Origin of the sequence: Corynebacterium pseudodiphtheriticum DSM 44287 (assembly GCF_000688415.1) — a bacterium.
Lineage (GTDB): Bacteria > Actinomycetota > Actinomycetes > Mycobacteriales > Mycobacteriaceae > Corynebacterium > Corynebacterium pseudodiphtheriticum.
Genome location: NZ_JIAH01000012.1, coordinates 87,924 through 108,510 on the forward strand (window position 1 = coordinate 87,924; position 20,587 = coordinate 108,510).

At 55.2% G+C, this 20,587-nt stretch carries 17 protein-coding genes; 4 read left to right on the top strand and 13 right to left on the bottom strand.

Features of this window, described 5'->3' with window-relative positions; genetic code table 11:
* Positions 1 to 107: 107 nt before the first annotated feature.
* Positions 108 to 1,334, top strand: a complete 1,227-nt coding sequence (locus O146_RS12265; RefSeq protein WP_051619399.1) for an HtaA domain-containing protein — start codon at positions 108 to 110, stop codon at positions 1,332 to 1,334.
* A 219-nt stretch (positions 1,335 to 1,553) separates the two neighbouring features.
* Here the strand turns inward: O146_RS12265 and O146_RS11925 are convergent, their stop codons facing one another.
* The 4 genes from O146_RS11925 to nrdI form a co-directional block, all read right to left on the bottom strand.
* Positions 1,554 to 3,044 carry a hypothetical protein gene (locus O146_RS11925; protein ID WP_155896270.1) on the bottom strand — a complete coding sequence of 497 codons (1,491 nt, stop codon included), beginning with the start codon at positions 3,042 to 3,044 and terminating at the stop codon, positions 1,554 to 1,556.
* A 260-nt stretch (positions 3,045 to 3,304) separates the two neighbouring features.
* Entirely contained in the window at positions 3,305 to 5,563 is a 2,259-nt protein-coding gene (locus O146_RS0110025) for an HtaA domain-containing protein (RefSeq protein ID WP_027018379.1), read from the bottom strand.
* A 189-nt stretch (positions 5,564 to 5,752) separates the two neighbouring features.
* Positions 5,753 to 6,757: a class 1b ribonucleoside-diphosphate reductase subunit beta gene (gene nrdF / locus O146_RS0110030; RefSeq protein WP_051619400.1), complete on the bottom strand. Its 1,005-nt coding sequence runs from the start codon at positions 6,755 to 6,757 to the stop codon at positions 5,753 to 5,755.
* A 3-nt stretch (positions 6,758 to 6,760) separates the two neighbouring features.
* Positions 6,761 to 7,219 carry a class Ib ribonucleoside-diphosphate reductase assembly flavoprotein NrdI gene (gene nrdI / locus O146_RS0110035; protein ID WP_021352853.1) on the bottom strand — a complete coding sequence of 153 codons (459 nt, stop codon included), beginning with the start codon at positions 7,217 to 7,219 and terminating at the stop codon, positions 6,761 to 6,763.
* A gap of 703 nt (positions 7,220 to 7,922) precedes the next feature.
* Between nrdI and O146_RS11930 the strand changes: the two genes are divergently transcribed.
* On the top strand, positions 7,923 to 9,188 hold the full coding sequence (locus O146_RS11930; protein WP_023018605.1) for an esterase/lipase family protein: 1,266 nt from the start codon (positions 7,923 to 7,925) through the stop codon (positions 9,186 to 9,188).
* Between the two features lie 66 nt (positions 9,189 to 9,254).
* Here O146_RS11930 and O146_RS0110045 read toward each other — a convergent pair whose 3' ends face one another.
* The 3 genes from O146_RS0110045 to bioB all read right to left on the bottom strand — a co-directional run bounded on the left by O146_RS0110045 (position 9,255) and on the right by bioB (position 11,624).
* Positions 9,255 to 10,220: a Sir2 family NAD-dependent protein deacetylase gene (locus O146_RS0110045; protein ID WP_126850135.1), complete on the bottom strand. Its 966-nt coding sequence runs from the start codon at positions 10,218 to 10,220 to the stop codon at positions 9,255 to 9,257.
* Positions 10,221 to 10,307: 87 nt separating this feature from the next.
* The gene (bsaP, locus tag O146_RS0110050; protein ID WP_369707187.1) at positions 10,308 to 10,556 is read right to left on the bottom strand and encodes a biotin synthase auxiliary protein BsaP; all 249 of its coding nucleotides are present in this window, start codon (positions 10,554 to 10,556) and stop codon (positions 10,308 to 10,310) included.
* A gap of 87 nt (positions 10,557 to 10,643) precedes the next feature.
* The gene (gene bioB / locus O146_RS0110055; protein WP_023018607.1) at positions 10,644 to 11,624 is read right to left on the bottom strand and encodes a biotin synthase BioB; all 981 of its coding nucleotides are present in this window, start codon (positions 11,622 to 11,624) and stop codon (positions 10,644 to 10,646) included.
* 198 nt (positions 11,625 to 11,822) lie between these two features.
* On the opposite strand from bioB, the gene O146_RS0110060 reads away from it, so the two are divergent.
* Both O146_RS0110060 and O146_RS0110065 read left to right on the top strand, forming a co-directional pair.
* On the top strand, positions 11,823 to 12,524 hold the full coding sequence (locus tag O146_RS0110060) for a PaaI family thioesterase (protein WP_167593127.1): 702 nt from the start codon (positions 11,823 to 11,825) through the stop codon (positions 12,522 to 12,524).
* 36 nt (positions 12,525 to 12,560) lie between these two features.
* Positions 12,561 to 13,901: a M20/M25/M40 family metallo-hydrolase gene (locus O146_RS0110065; protein ID WP_027018383.1), complete on the top strand. Its 1,341-nt coding sequence runs from the start codon at positions 12,561 to 12,563 to the stop codon at positions 13,899 to 13,901.
* 7 nt (positions 13,902 to 13,908) lie between these two features.
* Here O146_RS0110065 and O146_RS0110070 read toward each other — a convergent pair whose 3' ends face one another.
* The 6 genes from O146_RS0110070 to O146_RS0110090 form a co-directional block, all read right to left on the bottom strand.
* On the bottom strand, positions 13,909 to 14,955 hold the full coding sequence (locus O146_RS0110070) for a FecCD family ABC transporter permease (RefSeq protein WP_027018384.1): 1,047 nt from the start codon (positions 14,953 to 14,955) through the stop codon (positions 13,909 to 13,911).
* A gap of 2 nt (positions 14,956 to 14,957) precedes the next feature.
* Positions 14,958 to 16,049, bottom strand: coding sequence for a heme/hemin ABC transporter substrate-binding protein (locus tag O146_RS0110075; protein WP_051619401.1), 1,092 nt, complete (start codon positions 16,047 to 16,049; stop codon positions 14,958 to 14,960).
* 1 nt (position 16,050) lies between these two features.
* Positions 16,051 to 16,734, bottom strand: coding sequence for a biliverdin-producing heme oxygenase (locus tag O146_RS0110080; RefSeq protein ID WP_021352864.1), 684 nt, complete (start codon positions 16,732 to 16,734; stop codon positions 16,051 to 16,053).
* A 476-nt stretch (positions 16,735 to 17,210) separates the two neighbouring features.
* On the bottom strand, positions 17,211 to 18,257 hold the full coding sequence (locus O146_RS13060) for a hypothetical protein (protein WP_244266842.1): 1,047 nt from the start codon (positions 18,255 to 18,257) through the stop codon (positions 17,211 to 17,213).
* A 108-nt stretch (positions 18,258 to 18,365) separates the two neighbouring features.
* Positions 18,366 to 18,974, bottom strand: coding sequence for a hypothetical protein (locus O146_RS13065; protein ID WP_244266843.1), 609 nt, complete (start codon positions 18,972 to 18,974; stop codon positions 18,366 to 18,368).
* A complete protein-coding gene (locus O146_RS0110090; protein WP_155896271.1) occupies positions 18,971 to 20,113 on the bottom strand; it encodes a hypothetical protein in 1,143 nt (380 codons plus the stop codon). The genes O146_RS13065 and O146_RS0110090 overlap by 4 nt, the downstream gene beginning before the upstream one ends.
* Positions 20,114 to 20,587: the final 474 nt, after the last annotated feature.

Sequence of the window (20,587 nt, forward strand, 5' to 3'; positions counted from 1 at the left end):
TGATTACCCCCACAAGTGACACCTTACCTAATCACTCTATTGTGAACCTGCCCTAAATATTCTAAACTTTTCCTTGTCTAAACCGGTCATTTCTTCGAGGAGATTACATGAAGAATAAATTTTCCCTGGGAGCTTCCCTCTGTGTTGGTCTGGCAGTCATCGGCGGCGCTCTGACGCCAGCAGCTTATGCCCAGGATGCCCAGGGTAACGCCGCTAATACCTGCCAGAACCCAGGCGTCGAAATCGTCGACGGCAAAATTCACTGGGGCATTAAAGAATCCTTCCGTAACTACATCAACGGGCCGATCGCTAGAGGTTCTTGGACCGCTGCAGGCGCAGTCGAACAAGACAGCACCGAGAAACAAGCTCAACGCCAAAAAGATTTTCAGTTCCACTTTGACGTGGACCCACAGGCTTCCAAAATCGAGCTCGACAACGCTGGCAACGTTGCTAATTCCGAGATTCGGACCAAAGATTCCACTCTAACCTTCGAAGGCCACCATGGCGCTTTGTACACGCAGATGAAATCGCCTTATGTGAAAACCGAAGGAACAACGGTGAAGCCAGGCACAGGTTACGTCGGTTATTACGTTGAAGGCAAAAGCATGACCGAATACAAGCCGGAAGATCGCATCGAGGCGAATCAACGCACCGGCGAAGGAGAGTTCGGCCAGGGTACAACCACCGGTTGGACTCGCGATAACAACACTCTGACGATGTCCGGCACCAACCTTCGCTATACCCCACAACCAGGAACAGATTCCTACAAAGGCATTCTCCAAGGTGTCGATCTCATCTTCATGGGAATCTACAACGACGACTATAAGCCAGAGCTCGATGACGTTAATGTTGAGCTGAACGTCAAAAACACCTGCTTGGACAAACCAAAAGACAACACCGCTCCAGAGGGTAACCAGCCGCAAGAAGGCGCTAACCCTCCTGCACAGGCCCCTGCTCAGCCTCCTGTAAAACCAGAAAAGCCCAACGACAAACAGCCGAGCGAGAAGCAACCAAACGATAAGCAGGAAGAAGGCGCAAAACCTGGAGACAAACAGCAGGATAAGAAGCAACCTCCAGCAGACAAGAAGCCAGGCGCCGACACCACTCCAGGCAAAGAAGAAGCAAAGCCAGAGGCTCCTGGTTCCTCGCTGGGTGCAGACTTCAGCAGCAACCCTGCTGATAACAAGGGCCTGAGCAAGCTACAGCAGTTCTTCAACGTTGCTCTTGGTCTAGCAACCTTCGCTGGCATGGCCACGATGATCGGCAACCTGTTCCACAAGGTATTCGGCCCACAGTTTCAGCACTTCATGAATAACTTGCCATTCAAGATCTAAAACTGCTGAAACCTCCTGGCTCAGCATAAATAAGCAATCCTGAACGGTACGCACTCGGCGGGTAAGCCCTTTAACAGGGTTTACCCGCCTTTTGCATGTTTACACAAAATGACAAATCCGGGGCCTGAATACAGACCCCGGATAAGCGACACTGCCGTCTAACTAGCAGATCACGACATCAAGTAGTTCACAACAACCTTGCAGTGCTTTAGTCATACTTTAGAACTGCAGCAAAGAACGCAGTGAACCGAAGATGTGTTGCAAGATCTTGAATACGGTTCCACCCAAGGCACCGAAGAATCCACCGTTTTCAAAATACTTCGCGACGGTATCAAAGAAGGATCCCTCACCATTGCTGGAGCCGGAGTCATTCTGCTGTGCAGAAGGAGTCTGGACGCCAGCATCACCAGTACTCGAACCTGTTTGCGTCTTCTTATTGGCTTCTGCGACCGATTTCTCTACCTCAGCCAGCTTCTGCGAGACCTTCTCCACCTCTTGTTTGGTGGCTGCAAGCTCAGTCTGCGCAGCCTGCTTTGCCTGCTCCGCGTCGGCAAGCTTCTGCTCGAGCTCCTGCTTTGCGGCCTGTTCTTTCTCCAGCTCAGCGGTTACTTCAGCAACCTTAGATTCCTGCGCTTCACCAGATTCTTTGGCTTTGACGTACTCGCTCTGCAGCTTTGCAATCAATTCAGCCTGGCTTTCAACCTGAGCTGCCAGCTCAGCAGACTTTTGCTGCGTCTCAGCCGCGGTTGCCTCCAGCTCCGCCAACTTGGCCTTTGCAGCTTCTGCATTGGTGACATATTCGGGAACGCTGATTCCTGCACCGACAGCGAATGGCTCCGAGACAGTCTTGCCGAGGGGTTCCCATTTGCCACCACTCTGACGGTTGGCTTCAACCTCAGCGATATATACACCTGGGTCAGAATCCGCGAAAGTGTATTCCCGGGCTACGCCAGAGTTGACGTCATACTGCCGAGTTTTTTTGAAAATACGATCACAACTGGTGATACACTGCAATGTCGTGCGCCAGCGCATATTCGGCAGATTGTGCTCAAACTCCCAATTCAGCTTGACGTTATTCCGTGCGTCGACCTCTGCCTTCAAGTTCGTGGGAGCAGCGATCTTGTCGATCTTCGGAGCATCCGGAATTTTAATATTGATGCCGCGGTCAAAGTAACGTTCAGTCAACACTGGGCCGTGTGCGGCTGCAACGCCGACGGTGTATGTCTTACCAGGCTGGAAAGTCTCTGGTGGAACTACAATTTCTTTTTCCCATTCCCCGTCTTTCATCTCTGCACGGGTAATCCAACGCTCGACCAAGCCATCGCCCTGGCCCGAGATGCCCAAGCACTTGTTCAGCTTCCACTTCGCGTTATCAATGATGATGAGATAAACACCGTGCCGTGACGCGGGTTCGGTATTTGCATCGTAGCCTTTGCCCTTGAATTGGAATTTCGTTTCCTGTGTAGGGTCAATTGGCTCTGGCGAGTAGGTGACGTCCAGTTGCACATTGGATTTCCGCTGGTCCAATGTTTCTGGAACTTTACATCCGTGGTTTACGTCCGGCACGGAAGCTGGCTGTGCTGACTGTGGGGCTACCGCATCTGGGGTTTCAGCTGGTGCGGCTGTAGCAGCAGCGCCTGCACCCAACATGATGGATGAGGCTGTCAAGGCAGAAAGAACGATCCGTCCTGCCCGGAAATTGGCTCGCAAAGTAGTTCCTTTCTGAAAGGATTTTGATAGAGGAATGCGCAAAGCGCACAAATTAATCATAGTATTTTAAGCTACGCCTAACAATACTAACCAACACACATTATTATTTAGGCTGCCTATAAGCAAAATGTCGGGAGGCGAAAAGAAAAAGGGCGCCGATGCTTTTCGACGCCCCGGCCAGAATTACTACCTACCCAAAGGTGGCGCAAAACTAGCCTGCATGCGCGCACCTAAAACGCCACATACATTTAACTTATGCGTTAAGAGGAAAACCAAACGCGTGGCAGCGAGAATAGCCAGTTGAAGAACCTGGCGATCTTCTCAAGGCCATTCGAGAACAGTCCAGAAATACGCTCCCAAATAGACTGCGACTTCTTGTCGTCCTTAGATTTCTTGGAATCAGCAGGCTTTTCTTTCTGCTCAGGCTCGGTGGTGGATTCTGCAGCGGAATCTTCACCAGGCTTAGCTTCCGTGGCCTGCTCGCCTGCTGGCTTGGCTTCCTCAGAAGGCTTGCTCGGCTCAGCTGGTTTCTTGTCTTCAGCCCCAGTTTGTCCTTCCGCTTCAGCTCCTGGCTTTTGTGGATTTTCTGGGGTTTCCGGCTTTTCTGGCTCAGCAGGCGCTGGTGGCTCTACCTGGTCAGTGTGGTCACCGACCTGTGGATCAGTGGAATCCAGACGCAGGATAGCAGCATTTTCGAGATAGGTCTCGTTGTTCGTCTCGATGGAATAAGCGAACAAATGATCTTTCCACTGCAACAGGTTGCGGTGCTTTTTCGCGGTATCTTTTTGGTTCGGCAGTGAGATATTCTCAATGATTTCCCGGGTTTCTGGATTAACCCAGCTCAACTGCGAGGTTGCCTCATTAGTAACCAGCGCTTTGTCACCCACGAACGCAACCTCAGACACTTTCTTCAGGTCACCAACCACACCCCGCTCAGACTGCGGTTTTAACACGCCATCTTCATAACGGAAGAACTGCATCCCAGAATTGTGGTGGTCTTGGCTATAAAAAGCTACGTTATTGCCATCAGTTGCCATCTCGGTGGCGTAATTCGCACCATTTCCCGGCGTTCCCATCTCTGTGCCGCCGTCCGCAAGCTTCGCCGTACCGTCCGGATGAATCAGCAGCGGTGGCACACGATAGCTTCCATTTTTCAAATTGACTGCACTGGCAGGCAAATAAAGGATATTGCCATCCGGCATAACGTTCATCTGGGTAGGAAGCGAAATATTGCCGATTTCACCATAAAGGTCGCGGTTGTAGCCATTGCCGTACAAGAAGAGTTCTTCATCATGGGTTTTCACCACATCTTGAGGTGCGGTCAGTGTCGCAGTCGTTTTTTCACCAGAAGCCGTGACCCAGGTCAACGTGGAGTCATTATCGTTGGTGCCGCGTGCGATAATTCCTACTCGATCGTTGGCAGCATCGTAAGCAATACCGGCAGGCTCGACACCAACGCCTTCAGCAACGGCCATCGGATCAGACCAGCCCTCTGCAGACGCGGTTGCGGCCTTCAGGGTCTGCCCTTCGACCCAGTAAATCCGATTGCCAGCCCCCTTGGTATAAAGCTGCGATTCATTATATGGAAGCGGTCGTTGCAATTCCCCCAACGACTGCATCGTTGCAGGATCAATGAGCTCCAGCGTTGAGTGGTTGGCGCCTTTCCGCGTCGCAAGCACCACATAATCTTGCAGCCCAATCATGGTGTCTTCGTTAGCTTCGTGTGCAGAGACAAATTTGTCGCCAATGGTCAGTGGTGCCGAATCATTACCCGGACGGGCGCCCTTACCCTCATATTCGAAGCTCAACGGAGCCAGCGGGCCACCCAAATCATAGAAGTTCGAGAACGTGCGCACGCCATCTTCAGTCAGCGAGGTGTTGATGCCTTCCCAAGAGACCTTGCCATCTTTTTCTTCGAACTTAGCGGTCTTGGTCCAAGCATTCGCAATTTTAGCGTCTTCTTTTTCGAAGATTTCGCCACTTGGGTACTGCTTAGAACGCACATCTGCTTCCACGTAGGAGCCTTCTGGGCTCAACACGATGGTGGGATCTTTGATGGTCAGCTCCAACGAGCAGTTGCCACGCTGCGCTGGCTTCCCCTCGCAGTACTTGAAGTATTCGATGCTACCTTCAAATTCCGCTCGAGTGATGTGAGTCGCGTCCTCGAAGCTCGCGTTTTTCAAGTTGAACTTGTAGTACTGCTCAACGGTGTCGCTTTCCGACGATGGCGTCGTGGTGCCGTTGGAGTAGATCTTGGTGGCACCGTCACCAACGTTGGTTGCGCCCAAGGAATAGCGCAGGAACGAATCACGCAATGCCCAGTTCAAGCTACCTTTACCGTTTTCCGGGACCATGTTTTCAGTAGCGCCGTTTTCGGTAGCAACATTCTGTGCTTGTTCGGCACCGATTGCCGGTTGCCCTGTCTGCGCCCCGGCAATCGGGGTTAAAGCAGGTACCAAACTGAACAGTCCCAGCGCGATACCCACCGAGCTAATCCGGCGGGATTTTTTAGCTGCCACAATCATCTCCTCGAAATACAATAGCTTGCACTTACATAACCGAGGAAAGGTTAACCTAGAGATTAAAAATAAGTAAGGATTAGCTTGCAGGTATACCCCCGGATACCCCTAAAAATGGGGCCAGGTGCTTGTGGCAGCGCAAAACTCACCGAGATTCCCCAGACAGGGAATCTCACCCGCAACTACGTCTTAGAAATCCCAGTCGTCGTCTTCGGTTTCTTCGGCCTTACCAATGACATACGAAGACCCAGAACCAGAAAAGAAATCGTGGTTTTCATCCGAGCCCGGAGTGAGCGCGGCCAGGATCTCTGGTTTCACCGTGGCCTCTTCGGTGCTGAACCGCTGGGGCAGACCCAGATTCATCAGCGCCTTATTAGCGTTGTAGTGGATGAACTTCACAACCTCGTCGTAAAGACCCAAAGGACGGTAAAGCTCCTCCGAATAGCTCAGCTCCAGTTCATAGAGTTCGTCGAGAAGCACATAGACGAAATCTTTGATTTCCGTCTGCAACACCTCGTCGTAGGTTTCTAAACCACGCTGGAATTTATAGCCCGAGTAGTAGCCGTGCACAGCCTTATCGCGCAAAATGAGCCGAACCATATCAGCAGTATTGGTCAGCTTGCCGCGGGCTGCGAAATACAGCGGCAGGTAGAACCCGGCATACAGGGAAAACGACGACAGCAGCGTGGCGGCCGCCTTGCGCTTGAGAGTGCTATCACCGTAGTAGTGCTTGAGCACGGCTTTCGACCGGGCCTGCAACACGTCGTTATCCACGGCCCACTTATAGGCCGCATCGATTTCTGTGGTGTTCGAGAGCGTGGAAAACACGGAAGAATAAGACTTCGCATGCACCGCCTGCATGAAAGCAATATTGGTATAGACAGCTTCTTCGTGTTCGGTGCGCGCATCCTGAATCTGGCTCACCTCACCAACCGACGCCTGCACGGTATCCAGCATGGTCAAACCGGTGAACACCTTCATTGTCAGCTCGCGCTCAATCTCACTGAGATTGCGCCAATCAGAATGATCATTAGACAGCGGCACCTTTTCCGGCAACCAGAAATTCGAGGTCAGACGGTTCCACACCTCCAAGTCCTTCTCGTCCTGGGTCCGGTTCCAGTTCACCGGCCGCAGGCGCACCGTGGGGTCGTCGCGAAACGCCGTTGGAGTGGCGGAATAGTCATAGATGGTCATTAATTACTGCTCCTTCCAGAATTTATCCAGGCCTTCGCGCACAACTGCAGCGTCGCGGTCTGTGCCCAACAGCTCATAGTGATAGAGCTCGGGAACCTGGCATTTAGATGAGATGATTGCTCCGGCAATACAAAAATCGGAGCCGAAATTGGTGTTTCCCGACGTAATGACACCGCGGATGAAACCACGGTTAATTTCGTCGTTAAGAAACGCAATAACCTGCTTGGGTACGGCACGACGACGATCGCCGCCGCCATAGGTCGGGGTGACCAGGACAAACGGGCGTGAAACCCGGATCATGCCCTCTTTTCGTGGGTGCACGGGGATGCGTACTGCAGGACGGCCTAGTTTTTGAACGAACCGGTGCGTGTTTTCAGAAACACTGGAGAAATACACCAGGTCTGGCGATTCCTCCGGGGCGAGTTCGGCGAAAGTTAGTGGCACTTTCGCTGTGGAAGCCACAAGAAAACCTCCTCGAAGTAGATATATAAGTATTTGCTTACTAGGCTTTTGGGTTACGAAAGAAGTATTACAGACTGCCGACGCGTGCCACAAAAGCCCAGGATTGGCTATCTTGAAGGTTCGGCAATCACTGGTCGTGCTACTTAACGCTGCTATTTACCTGAATCTTGTGTCTTTTTTGCAAATAGGCCTGTTAAAAGCGGCCTTTTTCGTCCACTATTTGCAAAAAAGGCACAATACGCCGGTCGACGCCCCGACCAGACACACTTTTGCTACTTAACCCCAGCTTGTCGCACACCCCCGCTTTGTCGCATATCCCTCACATATCCCGAGAATCACAAATAAAGAGGGTTATACGGGGGTTAATAGACAAAAAGGAACAACCGCCGACTCTCGCCGACGGTTGTTCCTATTCCCATGACTGATTATTTTAGATGGTTGAGCCGGAGCTTGCTCCTCCATCACCCCTTGAGGTAACCCTCACTTTAGGCGTCAAAGTTAGGGTTGTCAACCCTAGTAGTAAATCTTTCATTCTTTTTATTCATCGACCCTGTACAAAAGATTGATACCAGCACATCGTCGCTGTTCAGCGGGCTGCAACATCACGTCTACTGTTTCCAATCTTCCGGAACGCATCCCGAACAAAACAACCTACGCTCTACAATGGGGCTCATCTTCAATCCGAGGAAGTTGGACATTCGCCATGACAGACAGGAAGCGCGGCGCGAAACGCAGCAGGAAACACGGCACGGAACAGAACACTGGACAGAGCACGGAACAGAACACTGGACAGAGCACGGAATCGTTCACCGAATCCGTCAGCAACTCACTCACCCGGCTGAAAAACTCGCTGCGCAGGCACCTAAGCCAACAGTGGACGGAACTGACCTCACCGTCGTTCAGTGTGCCCGCCTCCAAACTCCCCGAACCACTAGCGCATCACGCCACGGAAGTCAGCGCCAGCACAATCCCAGAAAGCGTCGTTGCCGAAATCGCAGAATCGCTGAACCTGCGTGGCAAACACGACCACCATCACGCCGCCACCGACCAAGAATCAGAAAACGCTCCAGAACCAGAGGACGGCCCGCAAACCGCGGAAAAATCCGATTACAACTTCGATAGCTCCCGCCACCTGCCGCTCGGCGCACGCTTTAAGCCACGCGGCGTCTTCGAAGACGACTGGTCCGCCCGCCCCAGCGCAGACAAACCATGGCCGGTCATCCTGATCCACGGCACCGTCGATACGAAAGGCGTGTGGCAAGAACTCGGCACCGAGCTGCGTGCCGACGGCTGGTGCGTGTTCGCCCCGGACTACGGCAAGCGCGGCACCGCCGCCATGGAAGAATCCGCGGTTCAGCTCGGGGCCTATATCGAGGCGGTACGCACCATCACCGGAGCCGAACAAGTCATCCTCATCGGACATTCCCAAGGCGGGCTGCTGGCCCGCTACTGGATGCGCACCAGTGGCCAAGCCCGCTACGTCAAACACCTGGTCAGTCTCGGCGCACCGAACCACGGCACCACCATGGGCGGAATCTTAAGCCCACTGGTGACCAACAATCTGACAGAAAACATCATGCACTCGCTCATCCAGCACTGGTTCGGGCCAGTTGGGTTTCAGCAGATCACCGGATCAGAAATCTTTGCGGTCTTCAACAACGGTGCCGACGACCGCGACGGCAACAGCGATGACAGCAGTGGCACCAACACACACGGCAGCAGCGGCGAGCTAGAAGACGGCGTCGACTACACCTGCATCGCCAGCCGGCAAGACACCGTCGTCCAGCCACCAGAAACCTGCTTTCTCAACGGTCCAGCACACCAAGTACGCAACGTCTGGGTGCAAGACATCATCCCGCGCGCCAATGTGCAACACCAGGACCTGCCCATGAACAAACACGTCCGGGCGATCATCCGCACCGGGCTAAAAAAGGGCGCCAGCGAGGAAAACCTAAAACACAAAATCTAAAGCGCAAAACCCAAAACACGGAGCCTAAAACCCGACGCCTAGAGCACGGAGTCTAGAGCGCGGTGCCTAAAGCCCAAGCGCATCCAACAAATCATCAAACGCCGGGCCCACCTGTGTGCGCCATAGCACATCCACGCGGGCGTCGGCACGGCCCGGCCCACCATTGATCACCGCCACCGGGCGGCCCGAAGCCAGCATGTCCAGCACAAACCGGTAACCGCTCATCACCGCCAGTGACGAACCCGCCACGATTAACGACGCCGATTCCGCCGCCATCGCTCGCGCCTGCTGCTTGCGCGCCTCCGGTACAGCCTCACCGAAATACACCACATCCGGTTTCAAACGCGCCGAATCACACCGCAGGCAACCCACCATCTGAAACTGCTGCACCGCAGACTGCGGCAAATCCACATCACCATCCGGATTCACCTGTGTGACCTGCGATAATAACGTTTCCAAATATCCCGGGTTCGCCGCTTCCAAGCGCGCATCCAACCCGTCGCGGTGTTCACGCAACCCGCAATCCAAACACGAAACCGTATCCAAATTCCCATGCAGCGCGACCACGTTATGCTGCCCGGCCTCGGCATGCAGCCCGTCCACGTTTTGCGTCAGCACCCCGCGGACAAACCCGGCACGTTCAAGTTCCACCAACGCATAATGCGTGCGGTTGGGTACGGCCCGGTCCAGCTGTCGCCAGCCGATGAAACTGCGCGCCCAATACCTGTGCGAGGCGGCCCGATCGTGGCAAAATTCCTGGTAAGTCATCGGCCGGTGTGTGTTCATCTTGCCTTTGGGCCCGCGATAATCCGGGATCCCAGAATCAGTGGACACCCCTGCCCCGGTCAGCACCATGGCTGGGCCTAGGTGAAGCTGGTCGACGATCTTGTCGACGACGTCCGGGTAGGGGTGTGGGGTGCCGGTTTCTTCCACCACCCGCTGCATGGAGCGGACCGCGCCCCGGTGGGCGCGGTTGATGGCTTCGGAAACGAAGGCTGGTTGTGGGCGGAAATCCTGCGACAGTGAACTCACGCCCGCCAGTCTAGGGGCTAGTGCTGGGGGCTGGAGCACCTGCACATAATTAACGGCTAATTTATCTAGGGCTGAGATCAGCCGCCGTTAACCAGCGCCCAACCTGCGGCGTAGTTGGGCTTCGAAGATCCACTCGGAATCGACCAGCCCGTGCCGGGAGCATTCCGCGTGCCAGCCGTCGGGGCGGATCTGGACTTTCATCCGCCGTCCGCACAACTGGCAGAACCGGGGAGCATCGTAGCCTGCTTGTTGGGAAGGACTGAGTCGGATTTCCTCGCCGCTAGCGATCTCCGTGCCAGTGTTCGGGTGAAAGACTGGCTCGTCGTCGCTGCACATTGCCACCGCGAGCGGGGAGTTTTTCGTCTGCAGCGCGGGATCTTTTGCTCGTGCCATGGTGTTTGTGCCTACAACTCTATTTTCGGCCTACAGCGCCTTGATTGGTAGGTCGATGCGGTTCAGGGTTTCCAGGTCGGTTTCGATGCGCTCACCGAGCGTCGTCAAGTAATTACCGGCGATGATCGCATTAATGCCGCCGAGCAGGCCCTTTTCGAAGCCTTCGGTGCCCAAGGACAGTTCACGGCCGCCGGCGAAGCGGATGACGGTGCGTGGCATGGCCAGGCGGAACATGGCGACAGCGCGCAGGGCTTCGCCGAGCGGAACCAGTGGATAATCCGCAAACGGGGTGCCTGGGCGTGGGTCCAGGAAGTTCATCGGGACTTCACGTGGTTCGATTTCGGCCAGCTGCGCGGCGAATTCGGCACGCTGTTCCAGGCTTTCCCCCATGCCGATGATGCCGCCCGAGCAGACCTCTAGCCCAGCATCGCGCACGTTTTGCAGGGTTTCGCGGCGTTCTTCCCACGTGTGGGTGGTGACGACGTTCGGGAAGTGGGAACGTGCGGTTTCCAGGTTGTGGTTATAGCGAGTCGCGCCGGCGGCCTTGAAACGCTCCACTTGCTCACGGGTGACGGTGCCTAGCGAGCAAGAAATTTCGATATCTACTTCTTCTTTAATGCGCGGGATGGCACGCTCCACCTGACGCACAAGGTTTTCGTCCGGGCCCTTTACGGCCGCAACGATGCAAAATTCTGTGGCGCCGACCTTTTGGTTGCGCTTGGCTGCTTCGATGAGCTCGTTAATATTCAGCAGTACCGCACGCACGGGGGATTCAAACAAACCTGACTGAGAGCAGAAGTGGCAGTCTTCTGGGCAACCACCGGTTTTCAGCGAGATAATGCCTTCGACTTCCACATCAGGCCCGCACCATTTCAGGCGGGTTTGGTGGGCAACATCGGCGATTTCTTTCAGAGTTTCATCATCAACCTGCAACACCTGCAGGAGTTCGTCTTGGGTCAGGCCAATGCCTTGTTCCAGTGCTTTTTCCCGGGCGATATCAACAATGCTCATGCCGTTATCCTAATCACAGCACTTAAACACCGTTCAATTAACACACCACCCCAGCCATCGAATCCACCCCCAATTGTGTCCTAGAACAACTCCAGGCCAACTTGCGTAAGCTAGAAAACTGTGAAATTAAAAAATATCATCAGCCCACAAAACCGCACCACAAAACCACTTTCGTTACAGAAACGATTAGTAAAACGCATGATGTCGAGCCCGGACAGCCTGCGCCGCATATTAAATCTCTGGCCACCCCTGCGAGCTTCCGGCATCCGCATCACAGAAATAACTGCCGACGCCTCTTACGCCAAAATTGTTTGGAACCGCACCTGGAAAAACGTCAACATGCACGGCGTCGCCTTCGGCGGCACGCTATTTTCCATGGCCGATGTCATGATCGGCACCCTGTTGCAGCGCCGTTTAGGCTCTGGCTTTGAGGTCTGGACCCGCTCGGCCTCTTTCCAATACCTCAAACCTGGCCGCAACGGCGTCAATATTGAAGTGGAGCTTTCCGACGAACTCGTCGAATGGGTCCTGCACACCATCGAAGAAGACGGCTACTGCAATGTGCCGTATAGCTGCATGTTGAAAAACCCGGATGGCGAAGTTGCCTCCATTAGCCACCAAGAATTGCACGCCCGCCCACGCGGCGGAGGTAAACGCACCGCACGGCCGAAGCATGCCAGCAAACCCCGCGGATACATCCTGGAGCACATGGCCACCGCGATCGCTTGGGCCGCCTTTAGCGAAACCCCGGAAACACTCACCACGCTGCTCAGCAGCATGCGTCGTATGCCGAGCCAGGCTGAACAGCTACGCCACGTCTGTGCAAAAGCCAAAGAAGAAGCTGGCTGGGACGACGCACAGCTGCACAAATTTGGCGTTCCCAGCGAGTACCTGAACTAGCAGCATCTCCCGTACCGCTGCACTACCCTGGTGCTTATGAGCCTTTACGACGACACCTTCACCCTGCTGCAGGAGCTCATCCGCAACGGCTGCGTCAATGACCTCACCGCTGATTCTGGCGCTGAAGAACGCAACGTTGCCACCCTGGAAAGGTTTTTCGCCGATACCCCCGGCATCCGCACCGAGAAATTCGAGCCGCACCCCACGCGCACTTCCCTCGCGGTCACAGTGAAAGGCTCCGATCCGAACGCCGAACCGCTGACCTTGCTCGGCCACATCGATGTCGTGCCTGTCGACGAGCCAAAATGGGCCACCCAGCCGTTTGCCGGTGAAGTCATCGACGGTTTTATTTATGGCCGTGGCGCGATGGACATGCTGTTTATTACTGCAACCATGGCCGCCGTCACCCGTGACATCGCCCGGCGCGGGCAACCTGCCGGAACCTTGACTTTCGTGGCGCTTGCTGACGAAGAAGCCCGCGGTGGTTTCGGCGCTAAGTGGATTTCCGAGCACCGGCCCGAAGCCTTTTCTTGGAAGAACTGCCTTTCCGAAACCGGCGGTTCGCATTTACCGGTGCGTGATGGCTCGGATGCCATTGTCATCAACGTTGGTGAAAAAGGTGCCGGCCAGCGGCGCGTGCGCATCAGTGGTGATGCCGGGCATGGGTCCACGCCCTATGGCAAGGATTTTGCCGTCGTCAAGATCGCTGAGGTGGCTCGCCGCATCGCCAACATCAACCCGCCAATGCTAGATAGTGAGACCTGGCAAGGGTTCGTGCGCGCGTTCCGCTTCGATGAGGCTACCGAGAAAGCACTGCTCACAGGCGCTTCAGAGGAGGCCTACGAAGCTTTCGGCGACCTTGCTGGTTATGCACACGCGTTTTCCCACACCACTATTTCGCAGACGGTGCTGCGCGCAGGCGGTGCCATCAATGTGCTGCCTTCCGATGCTTACTTAGAGATGGATATTCGCCCATTACCTGGGCAAACCCAAGACGATATCGACGAGTTACTCCGCGAAGGTTTGGACGATCTGGCCGACGACGTCACCATCGAGCACTTGATCGTCGAACCGGCCTCGGAATCACCAGCCGAGGGCCCGCTGTGGGAGGCCATTGTGCAGACCATCGGCGAGTTCTTCCCGGATGTTCCCGTCATTCCGGTATTAGCCACCGGAGGCTCTGACCTGCGTTTTGCCCGCCGGTTGGGCGGGGTCGGTTATGGCTTTGCGCTGCACGCGCGCGAACGCACGATGTTTGAGGCAAACCGGCAGCTGCATTCGCACGACGAATGCTTGGCTGTGGAGGACTTGGAACTGACCGTGCGCGCTTATTCGTCGCTGGTCACGAAATTCGTCGGAGCACCACGTACTGCTTAGCGCGGCGTTATACCGCGCCCCGGCGCATCATCGCGCGCAACAGAATGAAAAATGTTGGCCCGCCTACCAGCGCGGTAAAAATACCAATCGGCAGGTCGGCAAAATCAATGATGCTGCGCGCGGCGGTATCTGCCAGCACAATCAGCGCCGCTCCACCGAGGGCAGAAGCTGGCAGTAACACCACATTCGACGGGCCAGCCACCGTGCGAATGATATGTGGAACCACCAAACCCACAAAACCAATCAGGCCGGCATACGATACCGCCCCCGCCGTCAGAAGCGTAGCTAAGAGCAACGCCAGCACCCGCAACCGCGCGACATCAATACCCACGTGACCAGCTGCACGATCACCCAGCGCCAACACATCCAGCTTGCCGACGAGAAGCAGCGCAACCGCGATACCCGCACCAATCAGCACCGCCACCACAGAAATATGTCCCCACTTGGCACCGGAGAGCGAACCCATCTGCCAAAACACCACCTGCTCGCGGGAGCTGGTCGGGGCAATGAATATAAAAAATGAAATGAGAGCGCCTACGACCGCGTTGACCGCAATCCCAACCAAAACCAGGTTGATCACCCGGATGCGCCCGGCAAAACGCGCAAGTTGATACACCATCCACGTGGTTAACAGCCCGCTCAAGAATGCGAATACGGGAACCGTCGTAGCCCCAAACCAGCTAATGCCCAGCACAATCGCGAGCGAAGCCCCTACCCCAGCTCCGGCTGTTACACCGATGACGGACGGTTCTGCCAAGGGGTTGGCGAACACCGCCTGCATCAACGCGCCACCGACACCGAGCGCAGCGCCCACCAAAAGCCCAAGTACCAGGCGTGGCAACCGGATCTGCCAAATCACAGACTCGTCCATGGCACTCACCCCTAGCGGGCCAACAGCCAGGATTCGTGGCAGTTCGCCGATAGGGATTGTGTACTGTCCGATGACCAATGAAGCAATAGTTCCGGAAACCAAGGCGAAAACGAGCACAATAAACAACAGCACCCGGTTGCGGTTTCGGGCGCGGAGAACCTGTTGGGTGCGTTGTCTGTCCATAACTATTCGTTATGATAGATCGCTCGCGCAGCCTCCAAGAGCAACTGGCCCGATTGTGGGCCAAAAGCTAACGCTTGCCCGTCGGGAAGCGCAATCACACGTTGTTTTTGTCCCGCGATAGTTTGCGCCACGCCGGGTCGTTCCAGCAGTCCCTCAATGTCGCCGACAGAATCGAGGCTACCGGACATCATGATGTAGACCTCCGGGTTTAATTCCGCGAGTGCCTCTGGGCTGGCCGGTGACGGTGCACCAATATTATTCGCCGTAGCCACGTCGATGCCACCGATGCCGTCGATCAAATCGTCGGTGCCGGAATCACGCCCCAAAATATAAAACACTCCGTTAGCGCCACGGGCATATAAAAAGGCGATGCGCAACGGATCATCCGGGGCGATCTGCGCGATAGCGGCTTTCGCATCCGCCAGTTCTTCCTCACTACGCTGGGCGAGCGCGACACCTTCGTCGGCAAGTCCCAAGACTTCGCCTAGCCGCCGGATCTGCGCACCCATTTTTTCCAAACTGTGGTCATCTTCTACCACCACAGTGGTAACCCCGGCTTCCCGCACCTGGTCAATCACCTCACTGGGGCCAATGGAGTGATTAATCACCAGGACGCTCGGGCGCAACTCCAAGATTGCCTCGGCGTTCAACGCGTGCGCACCATGGGTAACCACCGGCAAATCCTGCAGCGATTCTTCTTGCGAAGCCACAGTCCGGCCGACGAGATTATCTGCCAACCCCAAACCACGCACAGTTTTGGTGAAAGTACCGTAGAAATCGAGCGCCAAAATGCGAGATACATCCTCCACGACGACATCGTAACCGTCCGCATCGGTCAGGCTCACAGGAAGCTGCGGCTCGGGTGAGTTGGTTACAGGAACCACTTCTTCCAGGTCAGAAACAATATTTCCGCCCCGGAAGTCGCGCGGATCGGCATCAGCACCATGCTCAACGACGTCTTTTTTCAAGTTCTGATGCGCCGAAGGCTCATCCCACGATGCACATGCCGAAACCCCCAACCCAGTCACTGCTAACAAAACAGTGCAGGTGGGGGCTAAGATCCAACCTCGTTTTTGGGGCTTTATCCAGGGCATATTAGCTTTCTGCTGGGAAGCGACGCGACAGCGCCGCAAACAATTCAAAGTTACAGCGGAATGCGGCGACCGCTTCTTCCAAAAGATCTGTACGCTGTTGGTCCGTCAACTGCAAAGAATCCAGGGTGGCGCGGTAGGCATCGCGATAAGGCTTGATCTTACCGACGGCAGAGAAATCATAGAAGCTGAGCTCCTGCTCCCCCATGCCATAGTGGCGCTGCAGCATACGCGAAATAACCTGGCCACCAGAGACATCGCCCAAATAACGCACATAATGGTGCGCCAGAACGCGGACTTCGTTGCCGGGCAGATCCATCTTTTCGATGCGCTCTACGTAGGCGGCGGTAGCCGGCATCACGCGAACCTGCTCACCCCAGTGCGGGCCCACCATGCTGACCAAATCGGAATCCAATGCCATACGGCGCTCCAGGCGTGGATCGGCATAGCAGGCACCAATTGGGCTAGAGGCGACGGTGCGGACCGCGTGCTCGAGGGCGTCGTAAATAAACCACATTTGCGCATGGTATTCAGCAACTGCCTCGCGGCTAAGTTTGCCTTTCAATAGGCGGTCCATGAAGTCGGAGGTTTCTGCATCTTCATGGGCTGCCATCGTGTGCTCACGCAGCTGCTTGGACAGTGGCTGCTGTTCGGTGTGTTCAAAAAGCGCAGTGGTTGCAGTAGTCATTGTGGTGTGTCCCTTTCTCATCAGACCCCGACCAGCCCGTCGCGGTCTGAGTCTCACCTTATTAAGATAGCCCTATCCTAACCACGCCCGTACGGCTTAGACAAGGATTTGCACTCCTAATTGCAAGATTTCGACCAAAAGTATGATCAGTCGGATAACCCCGGTTCAACCCCGCAACGCAAAAACCCAGACCATCGCGTGCATTGTGCAACCCGATAATCTGGGAGAAATCGTGTACAGGTCACATCCCATGGTCACACGGTAATTCTTGTGTACAGCTCCCGAGCAGCACTTATGTAATCTCCCGAGAATAAATTCCGCCTCGACTAGGCCAATAAGTCAATGATAGACCGTGCTATAAGTGGCCTCTGCGAGCAAACTTTTTCACTTTTGCTCTCCCGTTGACGGCAGAAAAAGCTCGCCCTGCCGAAGCAGGACGAGCGTTAGTACATGCGTGCTAAATAATTCCAGACCTTTTAGGTTCGAGGTGGAGCCTTTACCGGGGTACGACCAAGATCTTCTTCAATCATGCGCAGGCGCTTTTTCATCGAATCCTCCGACGGCCACCGCCTAGCGTATGAATCCTGAATAGCCCGATTTGTTGCAGCTATCCACAGAGCAATGGTGATATAGAGCATTGGCTCTCGCCGGACACCGCGCCTCAGGTTATCCATACCTGTGACGTAGTGGGATTTCATAATGGAAAACCGTTGTTCAGTAATGGCACGTGCGGATTCGTAGTAGGTGGCGTGCTCCCACGAGCCTGGCACTAGCCCCCACTGGGTCCGTTTCCACTGCTCAGGGGTGTAAGTATGAGTAATACTCGAGCTTGAGCAGCACCGGTACCATGTGGCATCCCAGGACGGTGCAACAGTAGGGGCTCCATCTTCGGCAGAAACCATGGAAGCCGGCTTAAGCGGGCATTTCACCCTGCCTTGGACGGCGGGACAAACCAGATCGATTTTCACCGGAAGATCACCTTCCACTTCTTGTTTGCTGGGTCTACCGCGTGTCGCGCGTTTACGATACGGACGCGAATTCGTGCCCATCAGCAGTAGAAATAGGGCTTCCATCTGTGCGTCGTGCTGTTCGAAACCGTCCGGTTCGTCGAGAAGATTCACAGTACGGCGGGTGATTTTCCCGTCACCTGCCAGGTGACGGGCCATGGGGCAGTAGAAATCGCCTGCGATCTGGACTAAGCCGTTGGACATGTCAGTTGTTCCTGGCGCATCTGAGGCCATGATGGTGCGCCACGAGATCGGATACCGCACAATAGGCGCGCACCCCGCATCGAGTACAACATCAGAAAACCGACGTTTGACGTTGTAGCCCATGTCCACGGTGAGAAAAGGCATCCGACCGCGTTTCGTGCGCTGGTCAAAGCCATTTTCTTGGTGGAAGCGAAGAGCACGATCCAAGCTCGTCACCGACCCGGAGCTTGGTTTGTCGATTGATATGGCGGTGATCACCAGCGGTATGCCATACACCGCCTGGGGTGGCCCGACCCGACTGACTGCAGTCACACCGAGGCCTACACCGCCTTTGGTGATGCGTCGACTTCCAGCCTCGGCATGCAGGGAGTGATCCTCGCGATCGCGGATGTAGAAGGCGCCGGAGTAAGCTGCACCGCGTCACTTATCGTCGCGGCTGCCCAGCCCTTGGGATTGACCAGCCAAATCAATGATCGACTCATCCGCAACCACGTCGCCCTTGTATCCCGAGGGGGACGGGTCATCGATAGACCCAGCTACGATGGCATTAACAACATGGTGGAGGCGCTCGCTGGCGACCACTGAGGCCTGCTGCTCCTCGGTCCGCGCAGCCATCGTTTGACGATGAGCTCCGTTTTTGTCTCGGCGGGCACGGATATCCGGTAAAGAATCCAGCGGTTCCAGATATCTGGTCAGCCACATGACGAATGCGCGATAGGTCCCTTCCCCACTATATCCGTGCAAGTCAAGACCCAGTCGCTGCTGAGTGTCGGCATCCAGATCCCAGAGGGTACGCCAGATCTCTGCCATGAACGGCGCACGCTGAGCACCAATCAGCGCTAGTCCTATCGTTAAGACGGCAAAGATAGAGTAGCGTGGGCCAGTTGCCTTGCGCCTACCGATTCCTTTTGCCTGCCGTCGATAAAACTCGATGAACGTATGTGCTCCAGATTTGTCGATCACTTGTGCGCATTCCTCCAGGTAGGTGCGCGAAAAGCTCAACCTTTGTTCCTGTAGTGCGATCGTCATACCTCTGCAGCCTCCTTGGTCCGCAGCAGCGCATGCGCGATATCCGCCGTCGAATAGTTCGGCAGCGATTCATCCAAGTCGTGCAGAATCCGTAAATCCGCGATGCCAGCGAGCTTAAGCAGCATTGCTGCAGGTATAGCCGGATCTGTGGCCAAATCGACCACCCAACGATTTGGCAAAGCCGCCGCATTAAAACGCGGAAAACCCTGCTCACCCAACCTATCTGCAACATGACAAATTGCGTTGCGTGGCATGGTCTGTCCCACACAGGGAAAGACGAACCGACTGCCGGTCTCGCGGGCGCGGGTGAGCAGACGGTGCCCACGAATAGGGCACACGACCGGCACCACCCGACTAACCACGCCCTTTCTGCGTACCGCAATAACAACCACCGTTCTTTCCTGAAGTTCTAGCGCAGTGATATCGGTTCCGCGGAGACGTCGGATTTCTCCTGCCGACAAACCAGCTCCGGTGGTGAGATCCAAAATCACGAGCAACTGCTGGCGCAAAGAGCCGTTCAGCGAGGGCACGATGGCGTACAACTCATCTGCCAGTGGCTCGGAAGCTGGCGCAACTGCCTTCCGACGCGGACCGCATGAGCGGTGCGGCTCTGGAAATTGGTGCGGATACAGTGCCCTACCTGCGGCGTACAGTATAGTGCGATAGGTGCGCTGTGCTCGACGATTGAAAACGTCATCTCTAAAGAGCCATTTGTCGACAGCCTCCCTGACCAAGGATCGTTCCTCATCGATCACACCATATACCAGCCCCTCGTCGTAGAGATACCGCGCTATCACGCGGCATGCTTTCGCATCGGCGACCTCATCAAGCTCGCACGTATGGGCCTGGACCAGCGCGGCCTTCTCGATTGCCTGCGAACGCAACGGGCCTACAGGACGCCGGATCCCCACCTCCCGGAGTCGGGCATACCGATCTGCATCAGGGATGGTCCGGCGGGTCAAGCGTCGCACACGCTCAGGCGCTATATCCCCGGCCACCACCATCAACGTCGCCGTACCACCAGTTCGACCGCTCTTGGTTGGTTCGGAACTTGGTGCTGCTAGGGCCTTAAAACGCCCCATGATCACACCCCGATTCGACGACGGGAGCACTGGAAAATTCGCGATTGCAAAACGCATTTAGGCATGACAAGATTGAGCCATCTCCTTCACACAGGTAGAACGTGTTGAATGGATATACTCACGAAAATTTCGACAAAAGTTTTCGTGACCGCAGGGCCCAATCTGGCAAGATTGTGCCCTGATTTTTGTTTTCGGATCTGTCCGACAAAGGTCTTAGGTCACAGATGCACCCCCTGCACCCCCAACTTCGCCCCTCTCGTCGAAATAATGTCCAGATTCGGCCAACCACTTTTTCATGACCTCAGACATCGAACAACCTACTTCAGAAGATTGCTGAGCGAGCTTTTGGACAATCACGGCGGGGAGACAAAGCTCAACCCGAACCATTGCATCGTTAGCAACAGTACGCACTGCCTTACACCCAAAGTGCGCCGCAGGAATTTCCATCGTTCGTTCTCCTTCACCAATCCAAAATCCAATAACAAAAACCACGCCAAAGCGTGCTGATTATCTTCATTTACAGATGTGGTG

Coding starts and splice junctions, on each gene's coding strand:
- O146_RS0110090 (WP_155896271.1), bottom strand. CDS start 20,113: ATGCGTTTTGCAATCGCGAATTTTCCAGTGCTCCCGTCGTCGAATCGG.
- O146_RS11930 (WP_023018605.1), top strand. CDS start 7,923: ATGACAGACAGGAAGCGCGGCGCGAAACGCAGCAGGAAACACGGCACG.
- O146_RS13065 (WP_244266843.1), bottom strand. CDS start 18,974: ATGACGATCGCACTACAGGAACAAAGGTTGAGCTTTTCGCGCACCTAC.
- O146_RS0110065 (WP_027018383.1), top strand. CDS start 12,561: ATGAGCCTTTACGACGACACCTTCACCCTGCTGCAGGAGCTCATCCGC.
- bsaP (WP_369707187.1), bottom strand. CDS start 10,556: ATGTGCAGCGACGACGAGCCAGTCTTTCACCCGAACACTGGCACGGAG.
- O146_RS0110060 (WP_167593127.1), top strand. CDS start 11,823: ATGATGTCGAGCCCGGACAGCCTGCGCCGCATATTAAATCTCTGGCCA.
- O146_RS0110070 (WP_027018384.1), bottom strand. CDS start 14,955: ATGGACAGACAACGCACCCAACAGGTTCTCCGCGCCCGAAACCGCAAC.
- O146_RS0110080 (WP_021352864.1), bottom strand. CDS start 16,734: ATGACTACTGCAACCACTGCGCTTTTTGAACACACCGAACAGCAGCCA.
- bioB (WP_023018607.1), bottom strand. CDS start 11,624: ATGAGCATTGTTGATATCGCCCGGGAAAAAGCACTGGAACAAGGCATT.
- nrdF (WP_051619400.1), bottom strand. CDS start 6,757: ATGACCATCTATGACTATTCCGCCACTCCAACGGCGTTTCGCGACGAC.
- O146_RS12265 (WP_051619399.1), top strand. CDS start 108: ATGAAGAATAAATTTTCCCTGGGAGCTTCCCTCTGTGTTGGTCTGGCA.
- O146_RS0110075 (WP_051619401.1), bottom strand. CDS start 16,049: ATGCCCTGGATAAAGCCCCAAAAACGAGGTTGGATCTTAGCCCCCACC.